This is a genomic window from Xanthomonas campestris pv. phormiicola, from assembly GCA_025666215.1.
Taxonomy (GTDB): Bacteria; Pseudomonadota; Gammaproteobacteria; order Xanthomonadales; family Xanthomonadaceae; genus Xanthomonas_A; species Xanthomonas_A campestris_A.
The window spans coordinates 1,597,386-1,621,849 of record CP102593.1 but is presented as its reverse complement, the minus strand read 5'-3'; the positions used below and the strand labels follow the sequence as shown (position 1 = coordinate 1,621,849).

At 63.9% G+C, this 24,464-nt stretch carries 23 protein-coding genes; 14 read left to right on the top strand and 9 right to left on the bottom strand.

Going from position 1 to position 24,464, the window contains the following annotated elements:
* Positions 1–247: 247 nt before the first annotated feature.
* The 6 genes from NRY95_06630 (at position 248) to NRY95_06605 (ending at position 5,414) form a co-directional block, all read left to right on the top strand.
* Positions 248–721, top strand: a complete 474-nt coding sequence (locus NRY95_06630) for a hypothetical protein (protein ID UYC17627.1) — start codon at positions 248–250, stop codon at positions 719–721.
* A 386-nt stretch (positions 722–1,107) separates the two neighbouring features.
* Positions 1,108–1,686: a hypothetical protein gene (locus tag NRY95_06625; GenBank protein UYC17626.1), complete on the top strand. Its 579-nt coding sequence runs from the start codon at positions 1,108–1,110 to the stop codon at positions 1,684–1,686.
* Entirely contained in the window at positions 1,626–2,588 is a 963-nt protein-coding gene (locus tag NRY95_06620; protein UYC17625.1) for a hypothetical protein, read from the top strand. The genes NRY95_06625 and NRY95_06620 overlap by 61 nt, the downstream gene beginning before the upstream one ends.
* 705 nt (positions 2,589–3,293) lie before the next feature.
* Positions 3,294–3,404 (top strand): type I toxin-antitoxin system SymE family toxin, encoded by a 111-nt coding sequence (locus NRY95_06615; protein ID UYC18525.1) that lies wholly within the window; start codon positions 3,294–3,296, stop codon positions 3,402–3,404.
* A gap of 38 nt (positions 3,405–3,442) precedes the next feature.
* Entirely contained in the window at positions 3,443–3,676 is a 234-nt protein-coding gene (locus NRY95_06610; protein UYC17624.1) for a hypothetical protein, read from the top strand.
* A 403-nt stretch (positions 3,677–4,079) separates the two neighbouring features.
* On the top strand, positions 4,080–5,414 hold the full coding sequence (locus tag NRY95_06605; GenBank protein UYC17623.1) for a diguanylate cyclase: 1,335 nt from the start codon (positions 4,080–4,082) through the stop codon (positions 5,412–5,414).
* 293 nt (positions 5,415–5,707) lie between these two features.
* On the opposite strand, the gene NRY95_06600 is transcribed toward NRY95_06605, so the two are convergent.
* Positions 5,708–6,574, bottom strand: a complete 867-nt coding sequence (locus NRY95_06600; protein ID UYC17622.1) for an NAD(P)H-binding protein — start codon at positions 6,572–6,574, stop codon at positions 5,708–5,710.
* 111 nt (positions 6,575–6,685) lie between these two features.
* On the opposite strand from NRY95_06600, the gene NRY95_06595 reads away from it, so the two are divergent.
* Complete coding sequence (locus NRY95_06595) at positions 6,686–7,594, top strand: LysR family transcriptional regulator (GenBank protein ID UYC17621.1); 909 nt, start codon at positions 6,686–6,688, stop codon at positions 7,592–7,594.
* 200 nt (positions 7,595–7,794) lie between these two features.
* Here the strand turns inward: NRY95_06595 and NRY95_06590 are convergent, their stop codons facing one another.
* Positions 7,795–9,207: a serine hydrolase gene (locus tag NRY95_06590; GenBank protein UYC17620.1), complete on the bottom strand. Its 1,413-nt coding sequence runs from the start codon at positions 9,205–9,207 to the stop codon at positions 7,795–7,797.
* Positions 9,208–9,394: 187 nt separating this feature from the next.
* On the opposite strand from NRY95_06590, the gene NRY95_06585 reads away from it, so the two are divergent.
* The 5 genes from NRY95_06585 to NRY95_06565 all read left to right on the top strand — a co-directional run bounded on the left by NRY95_06585 (position 9,395) and on the right by NRY95_06565 (position 14,047).
* The gene (locus tag NRY95_06585; protein ID UYC17619.1) at positions 9,395–9,619 is read left to right on the top strand and encodes a hypothetical protein; all 225 of its coding nucleotides are present in this window, start codon (positions 9,395–9,397) and stop codon (positions 9,617–9,619) included.
* A gap of 200 nt (positions 9,620–9,819) precedes the next feature.
* The gene (locus NRY95_06580; protein ID UYC17618.1) at positions 9,820–10,275 is read left to right on the top strand and encodes a hypothetical protein; all 456 of its coding nucleotides are present in this window, start codon (positions 9,820–9,822) and stop codon (positions 10,273–10,275) included.
* A gap of 146 nt (positions 10,276–10,421) precedes the next feature.
* Positions 10,422–10,859, top strand: coding sequence for a hypothetical protein (locus NRY95_06575; protein UYC17617.1), 438 nt, complete (start codon positions 10,422–10,424; stop codon positions 10,857–10,859).
* Positions 10,856–13,582 (top strand): hypothetical protein, encoded by a 2,727-nt coding sequence (locus NRY95_06570; GenBank protein ID UYC17616.1) that lies wholly within the window; start codon positions 10,856–10,858, stop codon positions 13,580–13,582. The genes NRY95_06575 and NRY95_06570 overlap by 4 nt, the downstream gene beginning before the upstream one ends.
* 57 nt (positions 13,583–13,639) lie before the next feature.
* Entirely contained in the window at positions 13,640–14,047 is a 408-nt protein-coding gene (locus tag NRY95_06565; protein ID UYC17615.1) for a DUF2251 domain-containing protein, read from the top strand.
* Between the two features lie 146 nt (positions 14,048–14,193).
* Here the strand turns inward: NRY95_06565 and NRY95_06560 are convergent, their stop codons facing one another.
* On the bottom strand, positions 14,194–15,084 hold the full coding sequence (locus NRY95_06560) for a proline iminopeptidase-family hydrolase (protein UYC17614.1): 891 nt from the start codon (positions 15,082–15,084) through the stop codon (positions 14,194–14,196).
* Between the two features lie 158 nt (positions 15,085–15,242).
* Positions 15,243–16,013, bottom strand: a complete 771-nt coding sequence (locus tag NRY95_06555) for a LuxR family transcriptional regulator (GenBank protein UYC17613.1) — start codon at positions 16,011–16,013, stop codon at positions 15,243–15,245.
* 187 nt (positions 16,014–16,200) lie between these two features.
* Between NRY95_06555 and NRY95_06550 the strand changes: the two genes are divergently transcribed.
* Positions 16,201–17,580, top strand: a complete 1,380-nt coding sequence (locus tag NRY95_06550) for an APC family permease (protein ID UYC17612.1) — start codon at positions 16,201–16,203, stop codon at positions 17,578–17,580.
* A gap of 376 nt (positions 17,581–17,956) precedes the next feature.
* On the opposite strand, the gene NRY95_06545 is transcribed toward NRY95_06550, so the two are convergent.
* The 3 genes from NRY95_06545 to NRY95_06535 all read right to left on the bottom strand — a co-directional run bounded on the left by NRY95_06545 (position 17,957) and on the right by NRY95_06535 (position 19,551).
* On the bottom strand, positions 17,957–18,280 hold the full coding sequence (locus NRY95_06545; GenBank protein ID UYC17611.1) for a RebB family R body protein: 324 nt from the start codon (positions 18,278–18,280) through the stop codon (positions 17,957–17,959).
* Positions 18,281–18,413: 133 nt separating this feature from the next.
* A complete protein-coding gene (locus tag NRY95_06540; GenBank protein UYC17610.1) occupies positions 18,414–18,977 on the bottom strand; it encodes a hypothetical protein in 564 nt (187 codons plus the stop codon).
* A 43-nt stretch (positions 18,978–19,020) separates the two neighbouring features.
* Complete coding sequence (locus tag NRY95_06535) at positions 19,021–19,551, bottom strand: hypothetical protein (GenBank protein UYC17609.1); 531 nt, start codon at positions 19,549–19,551, stop codon at positions 19,021–19,023.
* Positions 19,552–20,246: 695 nt separating this feature from the next.
* On the opposite strand from NRY95_06535, the gene NRY95_06530 reads away from it, so the two are divergent.
* Complete coding sequence (locus NRY95_06530) at positions 20,247–21,338, top strand: exo-alpha-sialidase (GenBank protein UYC17608.1); 1,092 nt, start codon at positions 20,247–20,249, stop codon at positions 21,336–21,338.
* Positions 21,339–22,345: 1,007 nt separating this feature from the next.
* On the opposite strand, the gene NRY95_06525 is transcribed toward NRY95_06530, so the two are convergent.
* Positions 22,346–23,065 (bottom strand): copper homeostasis protein CutC, encoded by a 720-nt coding sequence (locus tag NRY95_06525; GenBank protein ID UYC18524.1) that lies wholly within the window; start codon positions 23,063–23,065, stop codon positions 22,346–22,348.
* Between the two features lie 14 nt (positions 23,066–23,079).
* Entirely contained in the window at positions 23,080–24,129 is a 1,050-nt protein-coding gene (locus NRY95_06520; protein ID UYC17607.1) for a N(4)-(beta-N-acetylglucosaminyl)-L-asparaginase, read from the bottom strand.
* Positions 24,130–24,464 lie beyond the last annotated feature (335 nt).

The window sequence follows — 24,464 nt, the reverse complement described above, 5'->3', positions numbered from 1 at the left end:
GGGGGACATCGGGCCTTGTATTCAACGCTCAACAGTTGCGAGCGCTCCGTGTGATAGCGCCGCTTCTGCAGGACTGTTTGGTCGTAGTGCTTCACAAATCTTTCTGAAACTCACGCAGCGGTTCGATTTGTAGACATATTCAATGTGTCAATTTGTATCAATTGCAGCCTTCTTGGCGCGGGAGTAGCGTTTTTATCGGCGGTTCGGACGACCCGACCGCTTCCTCGCCAATAAGGAAATTACTACCATGCGCTCCCGTGTATTTCTTCAAAAGCTGAGCTTCGCATGTATCTTTGGCCTGAGCGTTGTTGCTGGCGCTGCGTCTGCGCAGCAGGACAACTGGGTCATTACCTCCTCCACTACGACATACTACGCTGGTTCCCCCGAACTTAGCGCCCTCAAAGCTTGGATGAAGCAACACTACAGTCGAGACAGCAAGCTGCCACTCGGCGGCGTGGATCAGTTGGGCACCGTTACGGTCACTAAGACGATTCTGCAGCTTGACCGGGCGACCGCCAATGCAATCGGTTCAAATCCGCCAATTACGTCTCTCCCGTCGGGAGGTCAGCCTGGTGATTCAGTGACGATCAACTCGTGCATCAACCACCAGAAGGAATCTTGGACCTATGTATGGGTCTCTGACGGCAACGGCGGTGGCTCCTGGGCGCTCCAGGCTTACCACGGCGAGAACGTGAAGTCGTGCCCTACTCCGGGCACATGAGCTAAAAGCTAGAGTTCTTCGACCGAGCCACATGGACGTGCCGCGGTCGATTAGGAGACCCACCTACGACCAAGGACAACCAAGAGTTATCCTATTGGGAACACTGCTAGTTCTCTTCTGAACCGCTCCAGGAAACCCGGGGCGGTTCAGAAGTGCACTTTGACCTCGGGTTTTCCTGCCCCCCGTAAGCGCCTGGTGCACAAGGAAAACATCAGAAGCGTCTCCACTTGTAGACAAAATTAGAAATCGCAAGCGATCTGATCTGCATGCTAGACATGCGCTGGTAGTAGGACGCTCGTTGCTGCGGTTTTTTGCTCCAGTTTGAAATTTTTGTTCGGCAAGACGGTTCTTTCCGCTCTTCATACATGTGAAACAGGAGGTTTTATATGAAGTGGCAAACAGCTATCGCCTGCTCCGCACTAGGTTTAGGCATGATTTTCAGCAGCTCCGCCCCATTGCAAGCAGCGCAAGCCGCTGATAAAGCGGCCGAACTAGTTGCCGCTGAACTTAGTAGCAGCTATTCCGAGCAGCAGAAAATAATTCGAAAGAATGCTCATATTCACTCGCCGTCCGGGCTTGCCGCCTATATATCTAAAAATAACGCCAGCGATTCACCACTCAATTCTCTTTCCCCCGCCGCACGCAAGCGTTTTATTGATTCCCTCCAGTTCAATGACGGCGGCGTCACGTCGTTTTACTACGCCGACATTGAGTCACAGCTGACTAGTAGTCAGGCATATGAACTACTGTCTCTATTCGGCTTGCAAGGCACCCTGCAATTCATGCCTAAACTGCGGATCAATACCGCCAGCGACCGAGAAATCATACGCGCCTTTGGCGGCGGCAGTAGCACCCAAAGTAGCACTCCTGGAATTCCGCTCCCGGAGGACCATCAGGATTATTGGTGCAGTGGCCGCGCGACCTGCTCGCGCAATATTGGTTCAATTTGTACGGGCAACTGCTAATGCGAGCTGCACCCCGCTTCGGCGTCGCCATCCTCTGGATGGCGGCGTTATTGGCATCCTGGGCATCCCCTGCATCTGATAAGACACGCACAGACTCTCTCTATGAGCAGCTAGCAGATTTAAACGCGCAACTACGCGAAGAGAGCGGACAATCGCGGGGCGATGCAGTTGTAGTGCGCTACCGCCAGCTGACTGCCGGTATCCAACCATGCGCGGAAGGGACGATTCATGGCTTTAACAATGACGATCTCTTTAGGGCGACGGCATACGCAGAATTCTACTCACTGGAAGCTGCCGACGTCGACGTACTCGGCTGCCTATACCGCAAGTTGGCTGCAGCTGGCGGTCTGACCGACTGGCACACGCAGACCTATGCCGGGGCGCTCGTCACCGTCGCGCGGTACTCCGAGGCCAACGAACTACGCAGACACAGTGGTTCGACAGACTTGCCAGTGTTGCCACAACTGAAAATCCCGCGGACGGTTGTAGGTTCTAGTTTCCGACTTATTGCTCTTGAAGACCGTATGCATGCACGGGTGGAGGCATGGACTCCGGAGAAGCACCGCGCGCGTATCGTTGCAGTGGTACATCCAACTTGCGCTTTCTCGGTGCGCGCTTTATCGGAGATTGAGCAAAAGCCTGAACTACAGTGGATACGCGACAACTTGTTGCTTGTCGTACCACCAGACACAGCGCTAGCGGTCAACGGCATACTTGCTTGGAACACCGCACACCCGAAGCTACAGATGCACCCGATGTATCTCCGCCATGACTGGAAAGCGTTGACCAGCCTGGATACACCGACGTTCTACCTGGTGCAAGACGGAAAGGTACTCACGTCATTTGAGGGATGGCCGAACTCAAAAGGATTGGCCGCCCTGCAAGCTACCGTGCCGCGCTGACAGGACGCGCCGGTCGATCAAAGGAGCGTTAACTCCGTCGACGGTCTTCAAATCTTCGCAGAGAGGCGTCCGGCGGAAGGAACAACGGGGCCAGAGGAAATATCAGCCCAGCAGCAGCAGCATTAGCAGTGTCAGGCTCACTTAAAAACGCATCATCGCTTTACAACCCAAAGCAGTTGACATCCCCAAAAGCCAGTAGCGACATCCCTTTCAAGGAGCGTAGAAACTCCTCACGTAGCGGCGCCCACCTCCGTCAAACCGGTGGGTTTTTTGTGCCTGTTCGCAGGCACACTCCGACGCGCTGTCTGCGTCGGGAGGGCGGCGAATACAACACCCTTCGGGGAAATAAGCCCGCCGGCTACGTGCGGTTTCTAACCTCCCGACATCCCGTCGCCGATCGGCGCGGGTTCCTGTCTGCCAAGGAGGCTGTGCCATGCGTCAACCCACATCCCGTAGCGCCCCTACCCGCCCCGCACCTGCCCGCAACCGTGCAACGCGCCAACCGAAGCCCGACCACGGGCCCGAGCCGGCCGGGTTACTGCGTTACATCGAGCCACCGTGTACGCCGATGATGACTGTTGAAGACGCAGCGGCCGCCATCGCTGCCGAACTGGCCCGCCCGCCACGTCCCCCCCCCGCCCACGCCCGCCTCGGACCTGCACCGTCGGCTGCGGCCATTCCGCCAGCGGCAAGCGCACGCCCGCGCTGCGCCTGGGCGGCCGCTGGATGGAGGAACTGGGCTTCACCATCGGCAGCACGCTGCGCGTGCAGGTGCGCGACGGCGAGTTGGTGGTGAGCGTGGCCTGCGAAGACTGACGCAGCCATCGCCCACCACGCACCGGAGGATCGCTGAGATGGCATCCAACCGCTTCGTCTTCGGCATCACGCTCGAGCAGGCCAATGCGCTGGACGGCCTGATCCGCACCATCACCGCGCATGGCGACATCCTCGCCGCCGGCACGGCGCCCTATCTGGATCCGCGCACGCTGCCAGCGCTGGGAGAGGCCATCTACACCACCGCCCGCGCCGCGCGCGGCATCCTGGACCAGGTGGGCACGCAAGCGCTCAACGACACGGCCGCCCGGTAGGCGCCGAACCACGCGGCCAACGGAAGCGGCCCTTGTGACGCAGGGGCCGCTCCCTCGCGATACGTGCAGCGCCACATCGCCAGCTAGCACCCAAACAAGGGGCGAGAGCAAGCCCGCTTGAATCGGCGATCTCCTCTGGCCGTTTTGCTGGTGCCGACACCCGGCAGGCCGCGCACAGACCATGCCACATGAAGAACAGGGGAGCGTGTACGTTCCTCTGGGAGGCTGGGCGACACCGGGGAGATCCATTTGGGGTCGGCCTGGGAGGTGGCGTCCTGCGCTGTGCGCTAGAACCAGTGCCGCGCCTCCGAACAATCACTCCATCTGATTGCCTCCTGTGCCGGGGTCCGATAAGTGCATACTGACCCAGGTTCCCCTCGCTATCCAGGTCTTACACTTTTTTATGGAACCGAATCCTCACGCGCCGTCGGCCAGCTTTATCGACCTCATGATGGATGCCGTCTTTGCGGTGGATGTCGATGCCCACGTCGTCTTTGCGAGCGCGTCGTGCGAGCGTATTTTCGGATATACGCCGAAGGAAATGATCGGCAAGAACATGTTCGACATGATGCTGCCTGAAGATCGCGAGATGACCCGCAACTCGCTGGTGGCCGTGATGGCAGGCCATCCTCAGCTGCATTTCGAGAACCGCTACCTGCACAAGGATGGGCACGTCGTGCACATCATGTGGTCAGCGCGCTGGTCGCCGGCGGACCAGCTGCGCATCGGGGTTGCGCGCGACATTACCGAACGCAAGCGATCCGAATCCTTGCAGGCTGCGCTCTATTCCATTTCCGAAGCAGCCCACACTGCCGAGGATCTTCTCAAGCTATTCCAACGCATCCATCAGATCGTCGGCACACTACTGCCCGCAGATAACTTCTCCGTGGCGCTCTATGACGATGAAACCGACCAGCTCAGCTTCCCCTATCATGTGGATGAGCATCTGCAAACGCCAGCGCCTTTCACCCTGGTCCCGGGGACACTCTACGCAGAGATCATTCAGACCGGCCAGCCGCTGCTGCTGACACCTGAGACGATGGTGGATCGCCTGAAAGTGCTGCGCCCCTCCTTTGGCACGCCTCCGTTCTCTTGGCTGGGTGTTCCGCTCAAATCGCAGGAAGGGACCATTGGCCTGCTCATGGTCAAAAGCTATCCGGGCGGTGTCTGCTACAGCGAACAGGACCAGGAGTTGCTGCAGTTCGTCTCGACGCAAATTGCCACCGCCATCCACCGCCAGCAAATGCAGGTTCGACTGCAATACATGGCGCAGTACGATCAACTGACCGCGCTTCCCAACCGTGTCTTTTTTCACGATCGTCTGAAGATGGCGCTGTCTGCGGCACGACGAGAGCAGGGGCCGCTGTCCTTGCTTTATCTCGATCTGGATAAATTCAAGCAAGTGAACGATGCACTGGGCCACCGTATCGGCGATCTATTGCTGAAGGAGGTCGCCGTACGCCTGACGCAATGCATCCGCGAATCGGATACCGTCGCGCGCGTCGGTGGCGATGAGTTCGTGGTCCTGCTCCGGGGGACCTCTTCGGAGGGCGTGACGCGAGTGTCGGGAAAAATCCGCGACGCGTTCGATCATCCCTTTATGCTGGACGGCCACCGCCTAAACATCGCGCCGAGCATCGGAATCGCGCACTATCCCGAGCACGGGGATGACGAGCATCAGCTTCTCGAGCACGCCGACAAAGCGATGTATTTTGTCAAGAATGTCAAAGGGAACTGACGGGTATCTGTCCACCATTGCTTGCCCGCATGCCAAAGCGCTCACACACGTGGCACAGCAGACCGCGATAGTCATGTCGATCTTCGTCGTCCAGGAGAATTGACCCCACGCTGGACGACATGCATCGGAATGCCTGGAAGCTCCAGGCGCCGCCGGCTCCGCATGGCAACTCACATGACGATGGGAAAGATCCAAACCTGCTCGTCGCCTACCGCGCATGCCGTCAGGCACTACCACGGCAACCCATGGGATTTGGTCGCTTGATTACCTCCGTCCCCTTTGTTCCTGGCGCATCAGGCGCTCGCCGAGACAAGGCCTCGCAACACCGTCTCGAGTTCCGTCGTGCCCTTCAGCGATGCCTCACGGCCGGCTTCGAATTCGATCCAGCCATCGTTGAATCCGTCCAGCATCCGGATGCGCGGCTCTGGGTTGGCCATGCCTAGTGAGCGGAAAAGCGCGTCCCAGGTCGCCCGCGGTACCGGCTGCGCCACGACATTGCGCCGGAGCACCCGGCCCAAGGCGGCGGCCAGGGCCAACGGCGTGATGCGGCGCGGCCCTTCCAACTCGACTACCCGGTGTCCCTCCCAACCCTCACGCAGCATCCGAACCGCCGTCGCGGCGACGTCTGCCGTCGCCACCATGGGCACCGGCTTGTCCAGCGGCTGCAGGAAGCTCGATACGGCACCAAGCGCGCGCGCGCCGTCGATGTCCCACGCGGTGTTCTCCATGAACCACGCGGCGCGCAGAAAGGCGACCGGCATGGGCAGCGCTTCAAAGGCGCGTTCCATGATCTGCAACTGGGTCAGCAGACTGTCTTGCGTCGCCTGGGCGCCGATGGTGGAAAGCGCCACCACACGCTGCGGCCGTACCTGCCGCAGCGTCGTGACCAGCGCTGCGACATTGGCCCGGGTTTCGACGTAGCCCCGCGTCGGATCGAACACGGGCGGCAAGAGCACGAACACGGCTTCGGCCCCGGCGAATGCGTCCGCCAACGCCGCGGCGTCGTCCATCGCGGCCAATGCCGTCTCGCAACCGAGGCCGGCCCACGTCGATGCCTTGGCCGCGTCCCGCAGAACGGCGCGCACGGAAACGCCTTCGGCCAGCAACGCTCTGGCGATCCGACCACCGACCTGGCCGGTCACTCCGGTGATGACAAACATGGGGTTCTCCTGATGCCACGCGGGGTGCGTAGCGTTGACCGGAAGTCTGGATACGCCCTCCGCGAAAGGCGATAGCATGGGAGGCATCTTGTTCATGCGTGGCAGTCATCAATGGCAATGTTCGACCCGCAACTGCTCGAAGGCCTCGACGTCATGGCAGCCGTCGTCGACATGGCCAGCTTCAGCCGGGCCGGGGAAGCGCTCGACATGTCCCAATCCGGCGTCAGCCGGGCCGTGGCGCGACTCGAAAGCAGGCTGGGCATCCGCGTGTTCGAGCGCAGTACCCGGTCCGTGCGTTTGACGGACGAGGGGCGCCGTTTCTACGAGCAGGTCATGCCACTGGTCGGCGCGCTCGAAGAGGCCACCAGCAGCGCCGCGGGAGGCACTGCCGCGGTACGCGGTCGGCTGCGCGTCAACATCGACCCATTCTTTTCCCGGCTGATCCTTGGACCCATGCTGGGCACCTTTCTGGACCGTCATCCGGGTCTCGAGGTGGAACTGCGCAGCCGGGACGACCTTGGCGACATGGTGACCGACGGGTTCGACCTGGCGATCCGTTTTGGTTTTCCGCAACCCTCGTCGTTGGTGTCCCGCAAGTTGCTCGATACACGGGTGTTGACCGTCGCGTCGCCATCCTATCTCCGGCGCTACGGCCGGCCGACCGATCCTCGCGAACTCGAGACAGGTCACCACCGGTGCATCCTGTTTCGTGACTCGATCACTGGTCGGCCATTCCCCTGGGAATTCCACCAGCGCCGACGAAAGCTCACCGTCGCGGCCCGTGGCGCCTTGACTGTCAACGATGCCGGCACCCTCTACAGCACCTGCCTGGCTGGCCACGGCATCGCCCAGCTGTTCGAGCTGGGCGCCGAGAGTTACCTCGCCGGCAACAAGCTTGTGCCCTTGTTCCCTGATTGGCAGGACGAGCGCTTTCCACTGCACGCCTACTACCCCACCAGGCACCACGTCCCGGCCAAGACGCGTGCGCTGCTGGACTTCGTGGTCGGCCTGCTGCGGTGAGTTGAGGCCAGTCGACCCAGGCGAGGTGGTGACCGGCTATAGAACAAAAGGGGACGGAGGCAATTGATCCCCAGCCCTCTTCCCTTGGCCGGCTACGTGCAGGAATCGCCGCCGCCTGTGCCGCCGATCTTGCCCGCGCACGGCGAACTGGTGGTGAGCTCGGCCAGCAAGGACTGACGCGACCATAGTACGCCCACGCACTACTCGGATTGAAGAGCGCTCAGTCGCGATCGCGCGTGATCGTTTCCTGCGTCCAAGGCGAGGGACCGCGTGTAGCTGGCCACTGCCAGCGCTTTCTCGCCGGCGGCCTCATATGCCTCCGCCAAACTGTCGTAAGTATTGGCGCTGTCCGCATAGAGTTCGGTCGCCAGTTTGAAGACGCAAATGGCGTTGCGCAGCTTTCCTTGCCCCATCAGCTGTCCGCCCCACGCGTTGAGCTCGGCCTCCTGAAGGGTGTAGCCAGGATCGGCCGCCTTCAGGCGGGCATACGCGGCCGGCGCGGCGTCGAACCCGTCCTTGACCAGCGCCAAGCGCAGCTGCTTCACTTGCGGCGACAGACCACCGCCATTGACGGCAAGCAGATCCGGGTAGAACTGACCCGCGATTTCGTCGATGAACTCCTCCGGATTGGCGCCGGCCAGGTTGGTGAGTACCACGATCGCCAAGTCGTCTTTGGGATACACGAAGAACGCCGCTCGGCGCCCGCCTATTCCCGTAACCACAGGATGTTCGGCGCGCGCCTGCAGCGGCCAGCCCATTGCCCAGGGTGTGGGCGAACCGTCAGAAAAGGTGCCTGCGGTCCACATCGCCTGGAGCGCATGGGTGTCGAGCAAGGCGCCATTCTGCAGGGAAATCAGCCAATGCGCCACGTCATCCGCCGACGCGTTGAGTCCGCCGGCGGTCCTGATGAAGGGCGCGAAATCATCGAACGCATGCTCCAATCCTGCCGCATTCGCGCCAGCATCCACTCGCCCCCCTGCATAGCGATAGGTGCGCACGCGACCAGGCATGATCGTGCGGGCGTCTCCAAAGACCGTGTGCGTCATGCCCGCGGGGATGAACTGCCGACGCCGCATCTCTTCTGCGAAAGGTTCCCCGGTGATGCGGTCGATCACCTTGCCCAGCAGCACGTAGTTGGTCTGGTTGTAGCGATAGCGGGTTCCCGCTGGGGCCTCAATCGGCATTGTTTGAACCACCGACCAGGCGGATGCTTCGCCGCCATCGCCAACAAGCGATCCCGTTCCCTGCCCCTTTGGTTGGACCAGGATGTCCGGCAGACCTGAGACGTGCGTCAGCAGCTGTCCGATGGTCACCCCTCGCCACGCGGGGGGAAGGTTGTCCAAGTAGCGCGAGACAGGCGCGTCCAACGCGACCCGCCCTGCCTGGACCAATTGCATGATGGCGACACCGGTGAATGCTTTCGTCGACGAGTTCAACGTGAAAACACTGTCTCTGGTCACCGGCGCGCGGCTTTCCAGGTCAGCGACGCCGTATGCCTTGCTGAAGACGATGCGACCATTGCGGACAAGGGACACCTGCAGGCCGGGAATGGACCGCGCCTGCATCTCACGCCGCACGACGCCATCGATCCCCTTCGCCTGTCGATCCGTCAACTGCGTTGCTGCAGACGACCACGTTGCCGCCAAGAAGCATAACCCTATCCAAAACGTCGATCGCGTAGGCACGGCACACCATTGACTACAAATATAGTCACAATATAACTACAGATGTAGTCGCGCGCCAAGTCTTTTCGCAGAATGCGTCCTGTCTCCACAGAGACAGGCTTGGGCCCGCCTGCTGTTGCGCGATCTGCTGCTGGGTCATCTCCACCTGCTGCAGGCGGACCTGCTCCACCTTGATCTGCTCGACCTGCACCAGGCCCTGCTCCGCCGGCTGCCGGGCCGCTTCCTGCCCATTCACGCGGGCGCGGAAGAACGGCCGCCTGTCGCCAAACGGCGCGTAGACCGCCAGCACCTTCGCGTGCGCGACGGCGAGTTGGTGATCTCGGCGGCAGGCAAAGGTTGAATCACCCGCCGCCCGCCGCACGCTTATGCACGCGCTGTGTGCAGCCGCACGCCTCTCAGCACATGCCTGCTTTTCACAAGGCACTACCCGGCTTAACGCACTACGTTCTCTCGCCTCTAAGATTGCGTGATCTGGCATCGCTGCTGGACAATCTGATGCAGGACGTCGGAATTTCTGCTCGCCCGACAGGAGCAACAAGCATGGCCTTACATGACCACCCTACCTTCGATTGGGTTCAACTCCCGGAGGGGCGCGCCAGATTTTCTGGCTTGGTCCGCGGCGTTGACGAGCTTGGGCACGAGACCTTCGCGGTCGAGATAGGTGGCAACGAATTCTTTGGAGAAATCGACAGAGCCTTCTTGCCTAACGACAATGACTACAACATCGAAGTGATGTCCTTCGGCTACGGCAGCGAAAAATGTCTCGGAATGCCAATGCATGGTGCATGTCAAATCTTCTCGAAAGCTGAAATCGGCACCATCCAGACACTGATCGTTCAACTGATCGCCGCAGGCACGCACTTCGCGGACAGACCATCTGTGTTGACGGAATACCCAAGCGCCCGCTTCATGGGCCAGGTCAGCTTCAAGAACGGCTGGGCTCTGGTCGCGGATGATGAAGCCACCTCAGATCCGAACCATCGGTGCTTTTCTTGAAATCCTCACCGTGATGGCAGAAGCTGTCGCCGAGTCGTAGCGCAGGACTTCGTTGATCGCATCAAGCGAATCGTTTGACCGGACCGACAACTTGAAGCCCGCGCGCAACGTTGCAATTTCCGATGATCCAACATGGAACACTAGACATGGACTTATCCAACCACTCCACCTTCGATTGGCTGCAATTTCCGGAGGGGCGCGCCAGATTTTCGGGCGGTGTGCGCGGCATCATGGATGAACAGGGCCATGAGACGTTCGCCGTCGAGGTTGGTGGCGAAGAGTACTTCGGTGAAATTCGAGACGCATTTCTGCCCAACGGCAATGACTACAACATAGAAATAGTCTCATTTGGCTATGGCCGCGACGGCGACATAGGAATGCCGATGCAAGGGAGGACATGTCGGGTCTTCACGGCAGCAGAAGCAAACACCATTCAGACGCTGATAGCGCAACTGATCGCTGCCGGCACCCATTATCCGAATAGGCCATCCGTTCTAACCGAGTATCCGGATGCCCATTTCATGGGCCAGGTTATCTTCAGGGATGGATGGATTCTAGTCATGGATGACGGGGCCGCGGCATGAGCGACGACTATTCCAAACAGATCGAGCAAATCAGAAAAGCCCAGTCGCTTGAGGAAATCCAGGCGATCGCGCGTCAATACCCCGCAAAAGCCATAGGCGAAGGAGGCATTCTCTATAGCCGCCCGGTCGGCGACGTATCGTCTGAGGTGATCGCCAAGGAACTTGCGAGCAAGACTGGCGAGCCCATCATCAACAACACGCCACGGGCACAATTTCTTGGCGATAAGGAAGCATTAGCAGCCATCAAAGACGCGGCAACGCGCATATTCAAGGGACAGGGGCAAGGCCTTGATCAGGCCAAGCTTTCTACTGAAGACTTTCTGTATGGCAATCCCAAGGCTGTCGCCAAGAGCGCCACTTCGTTGGAAGGCTCCCTTTGGGGCGAAGCCTCCAACGAATTCGCCGGCTCGCTGCGCGGCGACATCAAGGTAGTCGCCACCAATGCCAACATCGAACGTGTTTTCGGCAAGGTGGAACTGCCCGTCGTGTTGGAGAACCCCAACGTCAGAACCCTGGGCGGGCAGCCGGTAAGCGAACTGAAAGCGCTCTACGCCCAAGGTGGCGCCGATGCCGTATTGCCCAGGGTGCAGGCGCAGTTCATCGAGGCAGTGCCCAAGGGCATTTTTGTGTCGCCTGACAATGTGGGACCGAAGGTCACCAAGGTCTCGCTCTCGCAGGAGGCCGCCGCCACCCTCGGCGCAGATGCCGCCAAGTTCCCGCCCGCCGCCGAACTGGCAAACGCGGGCCTGACCCGTGCGCCCACCGGATTCGGCGCGCCCGCGGCGTCGCTGGGTGAAGCGGCCATCACCGGTGAAGTGGTGGCGGCGTCCAAAGGCCTGCGTCCCGGCATGCTGGCGAAAGGCGGGACCGTGATCGCGGTGGCCGCGCTGGCATACGACTTCTCCACCACCGGCCATCAAGTGGTGAAACTGGAAGCGCAGGGCAACGCGACAGGCGCCAAGTCGGCCAAGACCCATTTCATCGGCCGCAACGTCGGCGGCATCGGTGGCGGCATCGCCGTCGGCTTCCTGGCCGGCGCCGGATATGGCCTGGCGGGCGGCTCGCCGAGCGGCCCGGGCGCCCTCGTCACTTCGGCGATCGGCGGCGTGGCCGGTGGCGTCGGCGGTGCCTTCCTCGGCGAGAAATGGGCGCAGCAGAAGGACATCGACAGCGTCTTCACCCAGAAGGACCGGGACGGCAACGAATGGAGCCGCGATCCCAACGATCCGAAAGGTACCTGGTCACGGGTGGCGGAGACGCAGCAGATCAAGGCCACGACCACGGCATCGCCCGAAAACGAAAGCGCCACCTACAGCAAGGTCAGATATGTGGCCGGCGACGTGCTGGCCAACCAACTGAACTACAAGTCCGCCAACGCGTCCTACGAATTGGGACTGGCGAATCTGTCGCAGCCGCAGAACCCCTACTCGATCCCATCGGGCAAGGGCGAAGCCTCCAGCCTGGGCGGGGAAGGCCACTGGACCCGCGATCCGCAGACCCACACCTGGTCGCGGACGGTCGTCGACCAATACATCGAGCACGGCATGAAGGTCACCCATGCCGAAACCGCCACCCCGCAACGCGCGACCGAACTGGAGCAGGCCTCGAAATTGATCATCGCCCAGAACGCGGCCAACACGCCGGCTGCGATCGCGGGCCGCTACCAGTTGGCCTACAACCAGTTCGGCTGGCACCAGCACGGCGACATGCCGGCCGCAGTGAAGCACGCCAGCGCGCAGACGGACGCCCTGCAGGCGTCCGATGGCCACACCTACACCCGTGGCGCCAATGGCGAATGGACGACGCCGGGCATGATCTACGGCACCAACCAGGCCCAGGGCAACGTCCGCGACGAATTGAACGAAGTGCATCGCAGCCAGCAGGCCGGGTTACAGGAATACGCCGCCATGGCCGCCGAAGCGCAGGCCAATCCGACGCTGCCGAAAGCCACGACGATGCGCGGCATGGTGGCCAGCGCCTATGACGGTGCCGGTATCGCGCGAACCGAAGCGGAGCTCGACGCCGCCACGGCCGCCGTCACCCGCACTCACGCCCGCGACGGCCTGGATGCCGGCAAGCCGTATTCCCTGATGCTGCAGCCCGATCCCAGGACCGGCCGGCCGGGACCGAACAGCGCGATCGTGACGATGATGGACGATGGCCGCGACGGCTTGCTGTCCGACAGCAAGATGGTGCCCAAAGCGATCACCACCGCGGAAGACATCAAGCAAGCAGAAACGCCTGCACTGGAAGGCAAAGGCCCGGCGATCCAAAGCGCGACCAAACCAGCGGAACCCGTGCCACATGCCTCCTTGCCGGCGCAAGGCTCGCCGATGGCAACCGCTATCGAGCACACCGACAAGCAGGCATCGCCGCTCGGGCAACTGTCCCCGAACGATCAGGCGCTCTTCGCGAAGCTCAGGGATGGCACGCCGGCACATATCGCGGACGACCATGTCGCCCACGCCATGCTGCTGAGCAAAAAGGAAGGCATGACCGACGCCAGCAAGATCGATGGCGTGCGCCTGGCGGGGGACACGTTGTGGGTGACGGGGACCACGCCGGGGTTCAGGGCTTCGGTCAACACCAACGAACCCGTCCCCTCGCTGCAGGAAACTTCGCAGCAATCGCTGGCGTTCAACAAGCACCAGGAACAGCAGCTTGCGCAGGAAGCGACGCAGCGCAATCAGGACGTCCCCGGTCGTGGAGGACCGGTGGTGTAATGACCCTACAGGCGCTGAGCGACAGCGCCGACCTATCCAGCAGCCGAGCGAACGAACATGCCCATCACCCTCACTGCCGAAAGCGAATTGATCGTCGGCACCGCCCTGGTCGTCGAGGCGCAAGCGCCCGAGGAGCCGTTCGTCGCCGTCTTCGAGGACGACGGCGACACCGGCTATTTCTATGCGGTCGACCCGTCGGCGGATGACAACCCGATCCAGAATGCGCTGCACATCTACAACGCTGGCGACGTCGCCGACAAAGAGACGCCTTCCGAAGTGAAGATCGGCTGGTCGCAGGACAGCAAGAAGGTCGTGCTGCTGATCAACGGCTATCCGCATGCGATCTTCGATTTCGAAGCCAGGCGTGGGTATTGTCGCACCGGGTTCCCGCCGGCGCCGGAAGACAGCGCCTGGGGATTGCACGGGCATGCGTGGAGCGATGCCGCGGTGGAGCTTTTTGCCTGACGCAGGACGTGACTTCCCAATTCCGACCCTCGCGTGGCCTTTTTCCACCCTGGCTGCATCACGATGCTGGCGCCAGCTTTCCGCCAGCCTCGGCTACCGCCCCGCAGTCGCCCGCCCGACACCGAACAACCCGCTGGGTTCGCGCCCTACCGATCGTGCTCAGCCAGGAACGCCCCAACAACCTGCATGCAAGCCTCCCGCTCCTCCACATGCGGCATATGGCTTGAGTGTTCGAACAGGTGCCAGCGCACGTCCGGAATCATGTCCGCGTAGGGCTGCACGGTCTCCGGCGTGGCCTCGTCGTGGCGGCCGGACAGCAGCAGGGTGGGCACGTCGATCGCCGGCAGGCGTTCGACGATGCTCCATTCGCGCAGGCTGCCGATGACATGGAACTCGGTGGGGCCGTTCATGGCGTGATACACGGTCGGATCGGCCTCGATCGCGGCGAAGGTGCGCGCCACCTCTTCCGGCATCGGCTGCACCCGGCATACGTGGTGCGCGTAGAACACGTCGGAGGCAGCGCGGTAGTCGGGATGGTCCAGATTGCCGTCGGCCTCATGGCGATCCAGGGCCGCGCGCACCGGCTCGGGCAGCGCGGCACGCAGGCGCAGCGCGGCAGCGCGCCACAACGGCATCGAGGCCGGCGAGTTGGCGATGACCAGTGCGCGCAGCCCGGCCGGGCGGTGCACCGCATGCTCGGCGCCGAGCATCCCGCCCCAGGACTGGCCGAGCAGCGCGTAGTCGGCGATGCCCAGGTGCCGCAGCAGGTTGTCGAGTTCGGCCAGGAACAGGTCCACGGTCCAGAAGCCGGGATCGGCTTCGGGCAGATGGGTGGAGCGGCCATTGCCCACCTGGTCGTAGTGCACCACCGCGCGGCCGCCGGTCGCCAGGTCCTTGAAGCTGTCCACGTAGTCGTGGGTGCAGCCCGGGCCGCCGTGGACGACCATCAGCGGCAGCAGGCCGCTGTCCAGCGCACCGGTGACGCGGTACCAGGTGCGGTGTCCCTGGAAGTCGGCGTAGCCCTCTCGAACCTGCATGACCTGCTCTTCGTTGCGTGCGGAGCCGCAGCCTAGCCGGTCGCCGGCGTGGGCGGCACTGGCAGAAATGCGAGGTTTTCGCCCGCTCGCAACCGACCTGTGACCGCTGCGCGCACGCAGGCCGCCGCGGCATGCAGCGGGACAAGCAACCCCGGCGCCTACGGCTCCAGCAACCGGTAGTGCAGGCCGCGCACCACCGCATCCACCCGGTTGCGCGCGCCCAGCTTGCGCGCCGCCGAGTTCAGATGCAGGTTCACGGTGGCCACCGAGCGGTTGAGCGCGGCGGCGATCGCCTTGGCGGTAAGGCCGCGCGCGGAGTGCTGCAGGCATTCGCGCTCGCGCCGGGTCAGCACGATCTGCGCACAGCGGCGCTGGCGGGCGTCGAGCAGGTCCTGGGCACGCGCCTGGAAGGCATGCGCCAGCAGCAGGAACGCGCCCTGGCTGCGCTCGGCCTGCTGCAGGGCGGTCTCCGGTGGCAGGTCGCCATCGACCACGCCGGTGAAGGTGGCCAGCGCGCCGCCGGGCAGGTGCAGCGGCACGGTCAGGCCGGCGCCCATGCCGCGCTCGCACAGATAGCGGGTGACCGGACGATGCAGGTCGCCCAGGTAGTCGCGGCGCGGACCCGGCGGCAGCGGCCGGTACGACCACAGGAACGGCGCACTGCGGCGGCAGGCCCGCTGTTGCACCGGGTCGTGCTGGTAGTAGCCGTGTTCGCACCACACCTGCTGCATGTCGGCCGGCGCATTGCGCTGGACGAAGACCGACGGCGTGATCAGTTCCCCGTCCAGGCCCAGCGGCACCGGTGCGTAGTCGTAGACCAGCGCGCGCACGCCGAGCGCGCGCGCGGCGTCCAGGACCCGGTCCAGGCAGGCGTCCAGGGTCGGCAATCCTTGCAGGTCGGCGTCCAGCAGGGCCAGGTCGTCGCGCATGGCCATCGTCCGGGAGGAGGGGCGCCGTCGTCGGCGCGACGGCAGATCGAAACCTAGCATTTTTGCCACTGGATCGGAGCCGACGGCGGCGCCTAAGGTCGAAGGTCGCCGCTCCGCGCCGCTGCCAGCCCCCGCGCTGGCGGACAATCGGTTGCGCCGCCCCCCCTCTCCCGCCAGCGTGGCTCCCATGACCGACACCCGCCCCACGGACGCCAACACCCTGGAAGGCCTGGGCTACACCCAGGAACTGCAGCGCCGCCTGGACATGAAGGACCTGCTGATCTACGGGCTGGTGTTCATGGTGCCGACCGCGCCGTTCTCGATCTTCGGCGGCGTCTTCGACATCAGCCACGGCATGGTGCCGCTGACCTATCTGCTGGGCTTCGTGGCGATGCTGTTCACCGCCTCCAGCTACCAGCAGATGTCGCAGGCGTTCCCGGTGGCCGGCTCGGTCTATGCCTACGTGGGGCGCGGGCTGAACGGCTCGCTGGGGTTCCTAGCCGGCTGGGCGATCCTGCTGGACTACATGCTGATCCCCACACTGCTGTACGTGGTCGGCGCCAATGCGATGGCCGCGGTGGTCCCGGCGCTGCCGCAACAGGTGTGGATCGTGTTCTTCGTGGTGCTCAACACGGTCATCAACCTGCGCGGGATCCAGGTCACCGCCCATGCCAACCGGTTGTTCCTGTACGCGCAGCTGGTGGTGCTGGCGCTGTTCGTGGTGCTGGCGGCGGTGGCGATCCAGCACGGCAACAACGGCGCCAGCTGGAACCTGCGGCCGTTCTACAACCCTGCGGTGTTTTCGGTGCCGATGATCTTCAGTGCGCTGTCGGTGGCGGTGATGTCATTCCTCGGTTTCGACGCCATCTCCACCCTGGCCGAGGAAAGCCGCGGCGGCGCGCGGGCGGTGGGCCAGGCCACGCTGCTGTCGCTGGCGCTGGTGGCGGCGCTGTTCGTGCTGCAGACCTGGCTGGCGGCGCTGCTGTTGCCGAACCTGGTGCGCTTCCCCGACGAGGCGGCCTCCAACAATGCTTTCTTCGAAGTGGGGCGGCTGGTGGCCGGCCCCTGGCTGCAGATCGTCATCGCGCTGACTTTGGCGATCAGTGCCGCAGTGGCCAATTCGCTGGTGGCGCAGGCGGCCACGTCGCGGCTGCTGTTCGCGATGGCGCGCGACGGCCAGTTGCCGCGTTTCCTGCGCAGCATCCATCCGGTCACGCGGGTGCCGCAGCGCGCGATCGTGCTGGTGGCCGCGCTGAGCCTGGTGCTGGGGCTGGCGTTCCTGGGCAAGATCGCGCTGCTGACCTCGGTGTGCAACTTCGGCGCGCTGTTCGCCTTCCTGCTGCTGCACGTGGCGGTGGCCTGGCACTTCCGCCACCAGGGTCGGTTGGTGCTGCACGGGCTGGTGCCGCTGGTGGGCTTCGTGATCCTGGCCTACGTGCTGTACAGCGCCGACCGCTACGCCAAGTACGGCGGCCTGGTCTGGCTGGCCCTGGGCGGCTGCGTGGCGATCGGTTTGAAGCTGCGTGGCCGTGCGCTGCGGCTGCCGGCTGGCGAGGCGTTGGAATAGATCCCGCGCCGGGTACATTCCGCTGTTCCATGCCAGCCGATGCGGTTTGCGTTTTCGGACGGTCTGTCGCGGCTGAAGCCGCTCCTGCAGAGGCTTGCGTGAGCTGACCGGGCACTGTTCGGTCCCGACGCTGTCCGCCGCCATCGCGTCTTCCGCTTCGCTCGTCGCGGCTGAAGTCGCTCCCACAGGGAACTTGCGGCAAGTCGTCTGAATGCACGACAGGACGCCCCGGCGGAGGGATCGAGACTCCGAGTTGCCTGTCGCGGCCGAAGCCGCCCGCAGAGGATCGACGTTGCAGGCGCAACGCGGCACGCCCCTGGGTAGGGAGGCCCGCGCCACCGTCACCGCGCAGCGGCGGCGGCAAGCGGACCTGCGCTTACTTGAACGCGTTGAGCACGGTCAGCAGGCTGGTGAGGTTGTCGGAAACGCCGGTCTGCGCGACCTTTTCGGTGGCGGCAGCGCTGTTGATGGTGGCGTCGTCAGAGGTATAGGCCTGTATCACGCCCTGATGGGCGGCGGCCTGCGCCAACGCATTCTGCTGCTGTGCCGAGACGGCGTTGCCGAAGAGGACGCCGGTCGAGTGCGCCATGCTCTGGTAGATCGACCCCATCGCAAAGGCCGGCGCCTCGCCAATGATCTTGACGGTGGACTGGGTGACCGCATCGGTGATCTGGTCGTTGACGGCGGTTGGAAAGGCCATGTGTTCGCTCCTGGGTTGGCGTACGGCCCACGCCGTACGATGTGCTGAAATCTCGGCAGCGTGCGCCTGCGTCTCCACATACGCGTTGCGCCTGCACGCGGAAACGCAAATGCAACGGTATGCCTGCAATAGGTCAGATTGCAGGCGAGGGCGGCGGCGCGCCCTGCTCCGCCGGCGGCGCTGCGCCGATCAGGCCCTGCGCGCGTGCCGCGTCGATCACGGCCTGCATCTGCTGCGCGAGACTGCCGAACTGACGATCGAAACAGGCCTTTACCTCGCTCTGTACCAAGTCGGCCAGGCGATCGGCAATCTGCGCCGTCGCCTGCTGGCCATCGCGGCCATCCCCGTTCTGCGGCGGACGCAATTGGCCCAGCCGCGGGCCATCCATCGCCGAGGCGGCTTCGACTGTCCTGAGCACCGACGCTTCGTTTGTGTCGGTGGCCACGGACAGGCCGCCGCGGGTGTCCTGCGTCATGTGCAGCATTTGCGCGAGCAGGCCCTGCACGCGCTGGCGCTCGGCGTCGATCCGTGAACTCGCCGACGTGCGCACATCGGTGGCCGGTGGAGTTTGCGACGCACGGGCGGATACGGCGAACTGCCGCAGCTGCTCCTGCTCGATGTTGCTCAACGGGCGATTCAGCCACTTCTCGGCGACGGCACGCAACGTATCGAAATCGGGTGCTTGGCTGTCTTGCATGGAGGCCTCCTGCGGGCGTGGTGGAGTCGATGTCGCGCGTCGCTCAGCTGGCAGGCGATTCGCGATCGCGCATCGTGTCGGCGTACTTGGCGATGCTCTTGTCGATCTTGTCGATGGCCGAATCGGCCGGCTCGGCTGTCTGGACTGCGGCGGCGGCGGCCGCCGCCGCCGCCGCCGCCGCGCCGATCAGCATGTCGGTGGTCAGCACGGCCAACGCGTCCTGCGCTGCACGCTCTCGCTTGCCTTCGGCCAGGTTCTCGGCCATCTGTTTGAGCAGCAGGCTCTGGCTGGCCAGCGCCACCTTGGCGGCCCCGTCGAAATACGCCACAGCCGGTCGCGCGACCAAACCCGGCATCCGACCGACCAGCATGTCCGAACCGCTTTCGATCGACGCTGGGTACGCCGTCGCCTCGGTGTTCTCGCCACGCCCCGCATGCGCGCTCCCGTTGTGGGATGAATCGCCGGGCATGGAGGATGCGGCGACCGCCTGCGCGGGCGCCTCGACCACCGCCTTGCCGTTGGTCCGGGTGAGTGCATCGCCGGCCTGCGATGTGACGAGCATGTTGTCTGCCATGACTGCTTTCCTCTGTAAGCCGACTGCAGAGAGGGACGGGGCACACACGGCGCATCGCCGTCCGTCGGCCGCACTGCCGCGCGCAGATTGAAACCTCGCGTTGACGGCTTGCGACCGTTGCTGCGCCGGCGCGCCCGTGCACCAGCGAACTGTCGATGTGACGATCCTCAAGCACACCAACACCTCCAGGAAACGCCAGGCGAACAGACGCCGCTGTTCGCGGGGCGCGCTACCGCCCTGATACGGTTGGCCGCTCCTCCGGTCCGTTGCAATGCGGTCCTCCCTTGATCGGCCACGACGTCCACTTCCTTAGCTTCCAATGCCGATCCAACGGCTCGCCTTCGTCACGACGACGCAGAACCGCGATAAGTATCACGATCCCGCATCGCGACGAGCACGCTCTTCGGTGCGCTCGCCGCATCCGGTAAGCGGCGCTTGCGCCGCAGCCCGAGGGCGGCAGCGTTGGCGCGTCGAATTCCAGATCCTGCCGGGCGACCTGCTGTGGCGACGGTTTCACCTGGGAGAAGCTTTCCGCCATGGCGGCGCGCGGCGCGGCAAGCGCGGCCATGCCGAGCGCGGCCAGGCATGGTCCTCGCAGTCGTCGGGGACAGCCGTTTGCTGCCGGCACAGTCAGCATTTGGTATTTAATTGATGATAAATAGGTATCCCTTTAACCGGCACAGGACCGGACCACCATGATGTACCCCACGCTGCTCCCCCTGCTGTCACTGTTCGCTGTGCGCAGCATCGCCGCCCCCGCGCCGACCGCGCCCGTGCCCGGCGTGCCCTCGCCGATCGTCTACAGCGAATTCGTCAACTCCACTGCGCCGACCGCGCAGTGCCACGCCTCGACCCTGCTGGAAACCCGCGACGGCCTGCTCGCCGCTTGGTTCGGTGGGCGCCATGAGGGCGCAGAGGACGTCGGCATCTGGGTCGCACGGCGCAGCGCACAAGGTTGGCAGCCGGCGCAGCGCGTGGCCGATGGCAAGCAGCCGCCGGGCGCGCCATTGCCGGCATGGAACCCGGTGCTGTTCCAGCCGGCAAAGGGACCGCTGCGGCTGTTCTACAAGGTCGGCCCGGACCCGAAACGCTGGTGGGGCATGCAGATCACCTCCCGCGATGGCGGCGCGCACTGGTCTGCGCCCGAGCGCCTGCCCGAGGGCATCCTCGGCCCGATCAAGAACAAGCCGGTGCAATTGGCCGACGGCCGCATCCTCAGCCCGAGCAGCAGCGAGGACACCGGCTGGGTCGCGCACATGGAATGGTCCGACGACAACGGCACGCACTGGACCCGCGGCCCGGCGTTGAACGACCCGGCGCGGATCGGCGCGATCCAGCCCAGCGTGCTGGTGCACAGCGACGGCAGCGTGCAGGCGATCGGCCGCAGCCAGCAGAACCACGTGTTCAGCACCTGGTCGCACGACCACGGCCGCAGCTGGGGACCGATGACCCTGCTCGACCTGGCCAATCCCAACTCCGGCACCGACGCCGTGGTCCTGGCCGACGGCCGCTCGCTGCTGGTCTACAACCCCACCGAAGCCGGCAAGGACTGGTGGGACGGCCGCGGCACGCTGGCGGTGGCCCTGTCCAGCGACGGCCGCCGCTGGACCCGGGTCCTGACCCTGGAAGACAGCGCCAAGGACGAATTCTCCTATCCGGCGGTGATCCAGACCCGCGACGGCCTGGTGCACATCAGCTACACCTGGAAACGCACCCGCATCAAGCACGTGGCGCTGGACCCGAAGCGACTGCGCGTGGCCGCGGCGAAGCCGGGCGGCAAGGAGTGAGGTTGTTCGCCACGGCGTGAGGCGCCCGCTGCGCGAAGCGCCATATCTGCCTCGTCCGAATCGGTGATTCGACACCGCAGCGATCGGCGAACGCAGCGCAGGTTTCCTGTAGGGTGCCTCACCCACAACACAGGCCACGACGCGATCGCGGACTTCGGCAGCCGTCGGGACTGAAGTCCCTCCCACAGTGCACCCCGCCGGCCAACCGCACGTCTGCTTGCAGGAACGGTTTTAGCCGCATGCCTTTCAACGTCTTTGATGTCCCGCTTTTGTAACCCGCTGATGTCCTGCTGATGGTATTGGAAGACGCAACAGGTGTAGCGAATTGCGTTCGCGCGCCGCAGCTGTCACCAATTGATTTTTATTGGCTCCGGCCAAAGACGTTGAAAGGCATGGGTTTTAGCCGCAACACAGACCTCGACGAGATAGCAGATTCCGGCAGCCTTCGAGGCCGAAGCCACTCTTACCAGTGCGCCCAGCCAACCAATCGCAAGCTTCCTTGTAGGGACGGCGTCAGGGCACCTCTAATAACCTCGATTGCAAAAATTCCGCGCTATGCGCATCAATGACTTGCGAGTGCTTTGGTCGAGTTTTTGGGGTTATTAGAGGTGCCCTTCAGCCGCGACACAAACCACGGCGGGGCAACAGACTTCGGCAACCGGTTAGGACTGATGTTCCTCCCACAGCGCACCCGGCAGCCCGGCCGCAAGCCCCTGAGTGAGGGACTTCAGGGCACCTCTAATAACCTCGATTCTAAAAATTTCGCACTATGCGCATCAATGACTTGCGAGCGTTTTAGTCGAGTTTTTTGGGGTTGTTAGAGGTGCCCTTCAGTCGCGACGAACGGAGCCTGCCACCCCACCGATCTGGTGATCTGCCGGAGCCGAAGCCCTCTCGCCATGTCGCAGACGCTGAGCGCAATGCGCATCATCGGCGGCAACCTCAATCGCTCCGCCCATATCGTCGCTGCAGACGAATCACTCCCGCCCCGAAGCACCGGCGCCCTACTACTCCGCCAGCAACGCCACCATCCGCCGCACCCGCGCCACATCGGTCTGCATGCGGTCGCCCCCCAGGCTGCGCACATGCGGATGCGGCGCCAGCGCCCGCGATGCCAGTGGCCCGCGCGCCGAACCATGGAACTCGCGCGCGCCGGTGACCGCACGCAGCCGCGCCAGATTGGTATCGGATACCCCCGATCCCGGCATCACGCTCAAGCGCGTGCCTGCCTGCCGGACCAGCTCGGCGATCAGCGCAGCGCCCTCCTCCGCCGTCTCGCGCGCGCCCGACGTCAGCACCCGCTCGCACCCCAGCGCGATCGCATCCTCCAACGCACGCCGCGGATCGGCGCTGACATCGATGGCGCGATGGAAGGTGACGCCCAGCGATCCGGCCGCCGCGATCAACACCCGCATCGTGTCCAGATCGACTTCGCCGGCCGGATCCAACGCACCCAGCACCACCCCGTCGCAGCCCAGCTGCACGCACTGCTCCACGTCGCAGCGCATCGCCTCCACTTCCGCCGCGTCGAACACGAAATCGCCGACCCGCGGGCGGATCAGCACATACAGCGGAATGGTCAAGCGATCGCGCAGCACCGCCAGCGTGCCGAACGACGGCGTCAGCCCGCCGCCGTCCAGGCCGCCGCACAACTCCACCCGCATCGCCCCGCCGGCCTGCGCCGCCAGCGCCGAGCCGATCGAATCGGCAGCCACTTCGAGTCCCATCGGCACGACCTGGCTCATGCGGCCGGCTTCGCGAAATGGCTCTGCCCCGGCAGCAACAGATCCTGCCGCTGCGCATCGCAGACCGCGTAGCTGAAACCGGGCTGGATCGCGAACGCGCCGACCTCGCCGCGCTTGTTCATCGCCAGGAACCCGACCTGCAGGTCGCGGGTCAACTGCGGCTTGCGCCGCACGATGCGCATCACCACCTCGCGGCAGGCCTCGGCCGGGCTCTTGCCCTGGCGCATCATCTCTACCACCGCGAAACTGCCCACATTGCGGATCACTTCCTCGCCGACCCCGGTCGAGGTCGCGCCGCCCACTTCGTTATCGACGTACAGCCCGGCGCCGATGATCGGACTGTCGCCGACCCGCCCGTGCATCTTCCACGCCATGCCGCTGGTGGTGCAGGCCCCGGACAGATTGCCGTGCGCGTCCAGCGCCAGCATGCCGATGGTGTCGTGGTTGTCCTTGCCGCCGGGCAGCGTGCCCTTCTGGTAGGCGCGGTTCTCGATGTTCGCCTCTGGCTTGTACTCGGAGGTTTTCAGCCACTCCTTCCATGCCTTCTCCGAGGACGGCGTCAGCAGGTTGGTGCGCTCGAAGCCCTGCGCCAGCGCGAACTGCAGCGCCCCGTCGCCGACCAGCATCACGTGCGGCGTCTTCTCCATCACCCGCCGCGCCACCGAGATCGCATGCACGATGTCCTCCAGCGCCGCGACCGACCCGCAGCCGCCGGTGTGATCCATGATGCAGGCATCGAGCGTGACCCGCCCATCGCGGTCGGGATAGCCGCCGAGTCCGACGGTGGGATTGTTCGGATCGGCCTCCGGCACCTTCACCCCGGCCTCCACCGCATCCAGCGCCGCGCCGCCTCGCGACAGCACCTGCCACGCCGCCTGGTTGGCCGCGATCCCGAAATCCCAGGTCGAGATCACCCGCGCTGCGCCGCGCGGCAGGGGTGCGACGCCGTTGCTGGCGGCGGCCCGTGCGCGCGGCAAGGCGGCGGCCAGGCCGGTGGCGAGGGCGCCGAAGGCGGCGGTCTTGAGGAAGTGGCGGCGTTCGTGCATTAGTGGGCTCCGGCGCAGGGAAGGATTGGCACCACGCAAAGAGCGTGCGCGGTTGGCCTTGCATCATGCGACAGAGCGGGGTGCGATTGAATGGGTGATGCCTCATCGAATGGCCCATGACGAGCCAGACGGTGGATCAAATACATCTATAGCTACTGCGAACCAAATAACCCAGTGGTATATCCAATCATTTCAACCCGACGAAATCATCCAAAGCTACATGTTTTTGCTGAATTTTTCGTACGCAATCGTTAGTACAACCATGCCTACTACACCACATACAGACAACCAAAACCCCCACCTATCGCCCACAGAACGAAAAGGTTTCCTTCTGG

What these genes read in the sequence shown, in the direction of transcription:
- NRY95_06630 (UYC17627.1), top strand. Translation starts at nt 248, where the DNA reads ATGCGCTCCCGTGTATTTCTTCAAAAGCTGAGCTTCGCATGTATCTTT.
- NRY95_06625 (UYC17626.1), top strand. Translation starts at nt 1,108, where the DNA reads ATGAAGTGGCAAACAGCTATCGCCTGCTCCGCACTAGGTTTAGGCATG.
- NRY95_06610 (UYC17624.1), top strand. Translation starts at nt 3,443, where the DNA reads ATGGCATCCAACCGCTTCGTCTTCGGCATCACGCTCGAGCAGGCCAAT.
- NRY95_06605 (UYC17623.1), top strand. Translation starts at nt 4,080, where the DNA reads ATGGAACCGAATCCTCACGCGCCGTCGGCCAGCTTTATCGACCTCATG.
- NRY95_06600 (UYC17622.1), bottom strand. Translation starts at nt 6,574, where the DNA reads ATGTTTGTCATCACCGGAGTGACCGGCCAGGTCGGTGGTCGGATCGCC.
- NRY95_06595 (UYC17621.1), top strand. Translation starts at nt 6,686, where the DNA reads ATGGCAATGTTCGACCCGCAACTGCTCGAAGGCCTCGACGTCATGGCA.
- NRY95_06580 (UYC17618.1), top strand. Translation starts at nt 9,820, where the DNA reads ATGGCCTTACATGACCACCCTACCTTCGATTGGGTTCAACTCCCGGAG.
- NRY95_06575 (UYC17617.1), top strand. Translation starts at nt 10,422, where the DNA reads ATGGACTTATCCAACCACTCCACCTTCGATTGGCTGCAATTTCCGGAG.
- NRY95_06570 (UYC17616.1), top strand. Translation starts at nt 10,856, where the DNA reads ATGAGCGACGACTATTCCAAACAGATCGAGCAAATCAGAAAAGCCCAG.
- NRY95_06565 (UYC17615.1), top strand. Translation starts at nt 13,640, where the DNA reads ATGCCCATCACCCTCACTGCCGAAAGCGAATTGATCGTCGGCACCGCC.
- NRY95_06560 (UYC17614.1), bottom strand. Translation starts at nt 15,084, where the DNA reads ATGCAGGTTCGAGAGGGCTACGCCGACTTCCAGGGACACCGCACCTGG.
- NRY95_06555 (UYC17613.1), bottom strand. Translation starts at nt 16,013, where the DNA reads ATGCGCGACGACCTGGCCCTGCTGGACGCCGACCTGCAAGGATTGCCG.
- NRY95_06550 (UYC17612.1), top strand. Translation starts at nt 16,201, where the DNA reads ATGACCGACACCCGCCCCACGGACGCCAACACCCTGGAAGGCCTGGGC.
- NRY95_06545 (UYC17611.1), bottom strand. Translation starts at nt 18,280, where the DNA reads ATGGCCTTTCCAACCGCCGTCAACGACCAGATCACCGATGCGGTCACC.
- NRY95_06540 (UYC17610.1), bottom strand. Translation starts at nt 18,977, where the DNA reads ATGCAAGACAGCCAAGCACCCGATTTCGATACGTTGCGTGCCGTCGCC.
- NRY95_06535 (UYC17609.1), bottom strand. Translation starts at nt 19,551, where the DNA reads ATGGCAGACAACATGCTCGTCACATCGCAGGCCGGCGATGCACTCACC.
- NRY95_06530 (UYC17608.1), top strand. Translation starts at nt 20,247, where the DNA reads ATGATGTACCCCACGCTGCTCCCCCTGCTGTCACTGTTCGCTGTGCGC.
- NRY95_06525 (UYC18524.1), bottom strand. Translation starts at nt 23,065, where the DNA reads ATGGGACTCGAAGTGGCTGCCGATTCGATCGGCTCGGCGCTGGCGGCG.
- NRY95_06520 (UYC17607.1), bottom strand. Translation starts at nt 24,129, where the DNA reads ATGCACGAACGCCGCCACTTCCTCAAGACCGCCGCCTTCGGCGCCCTC.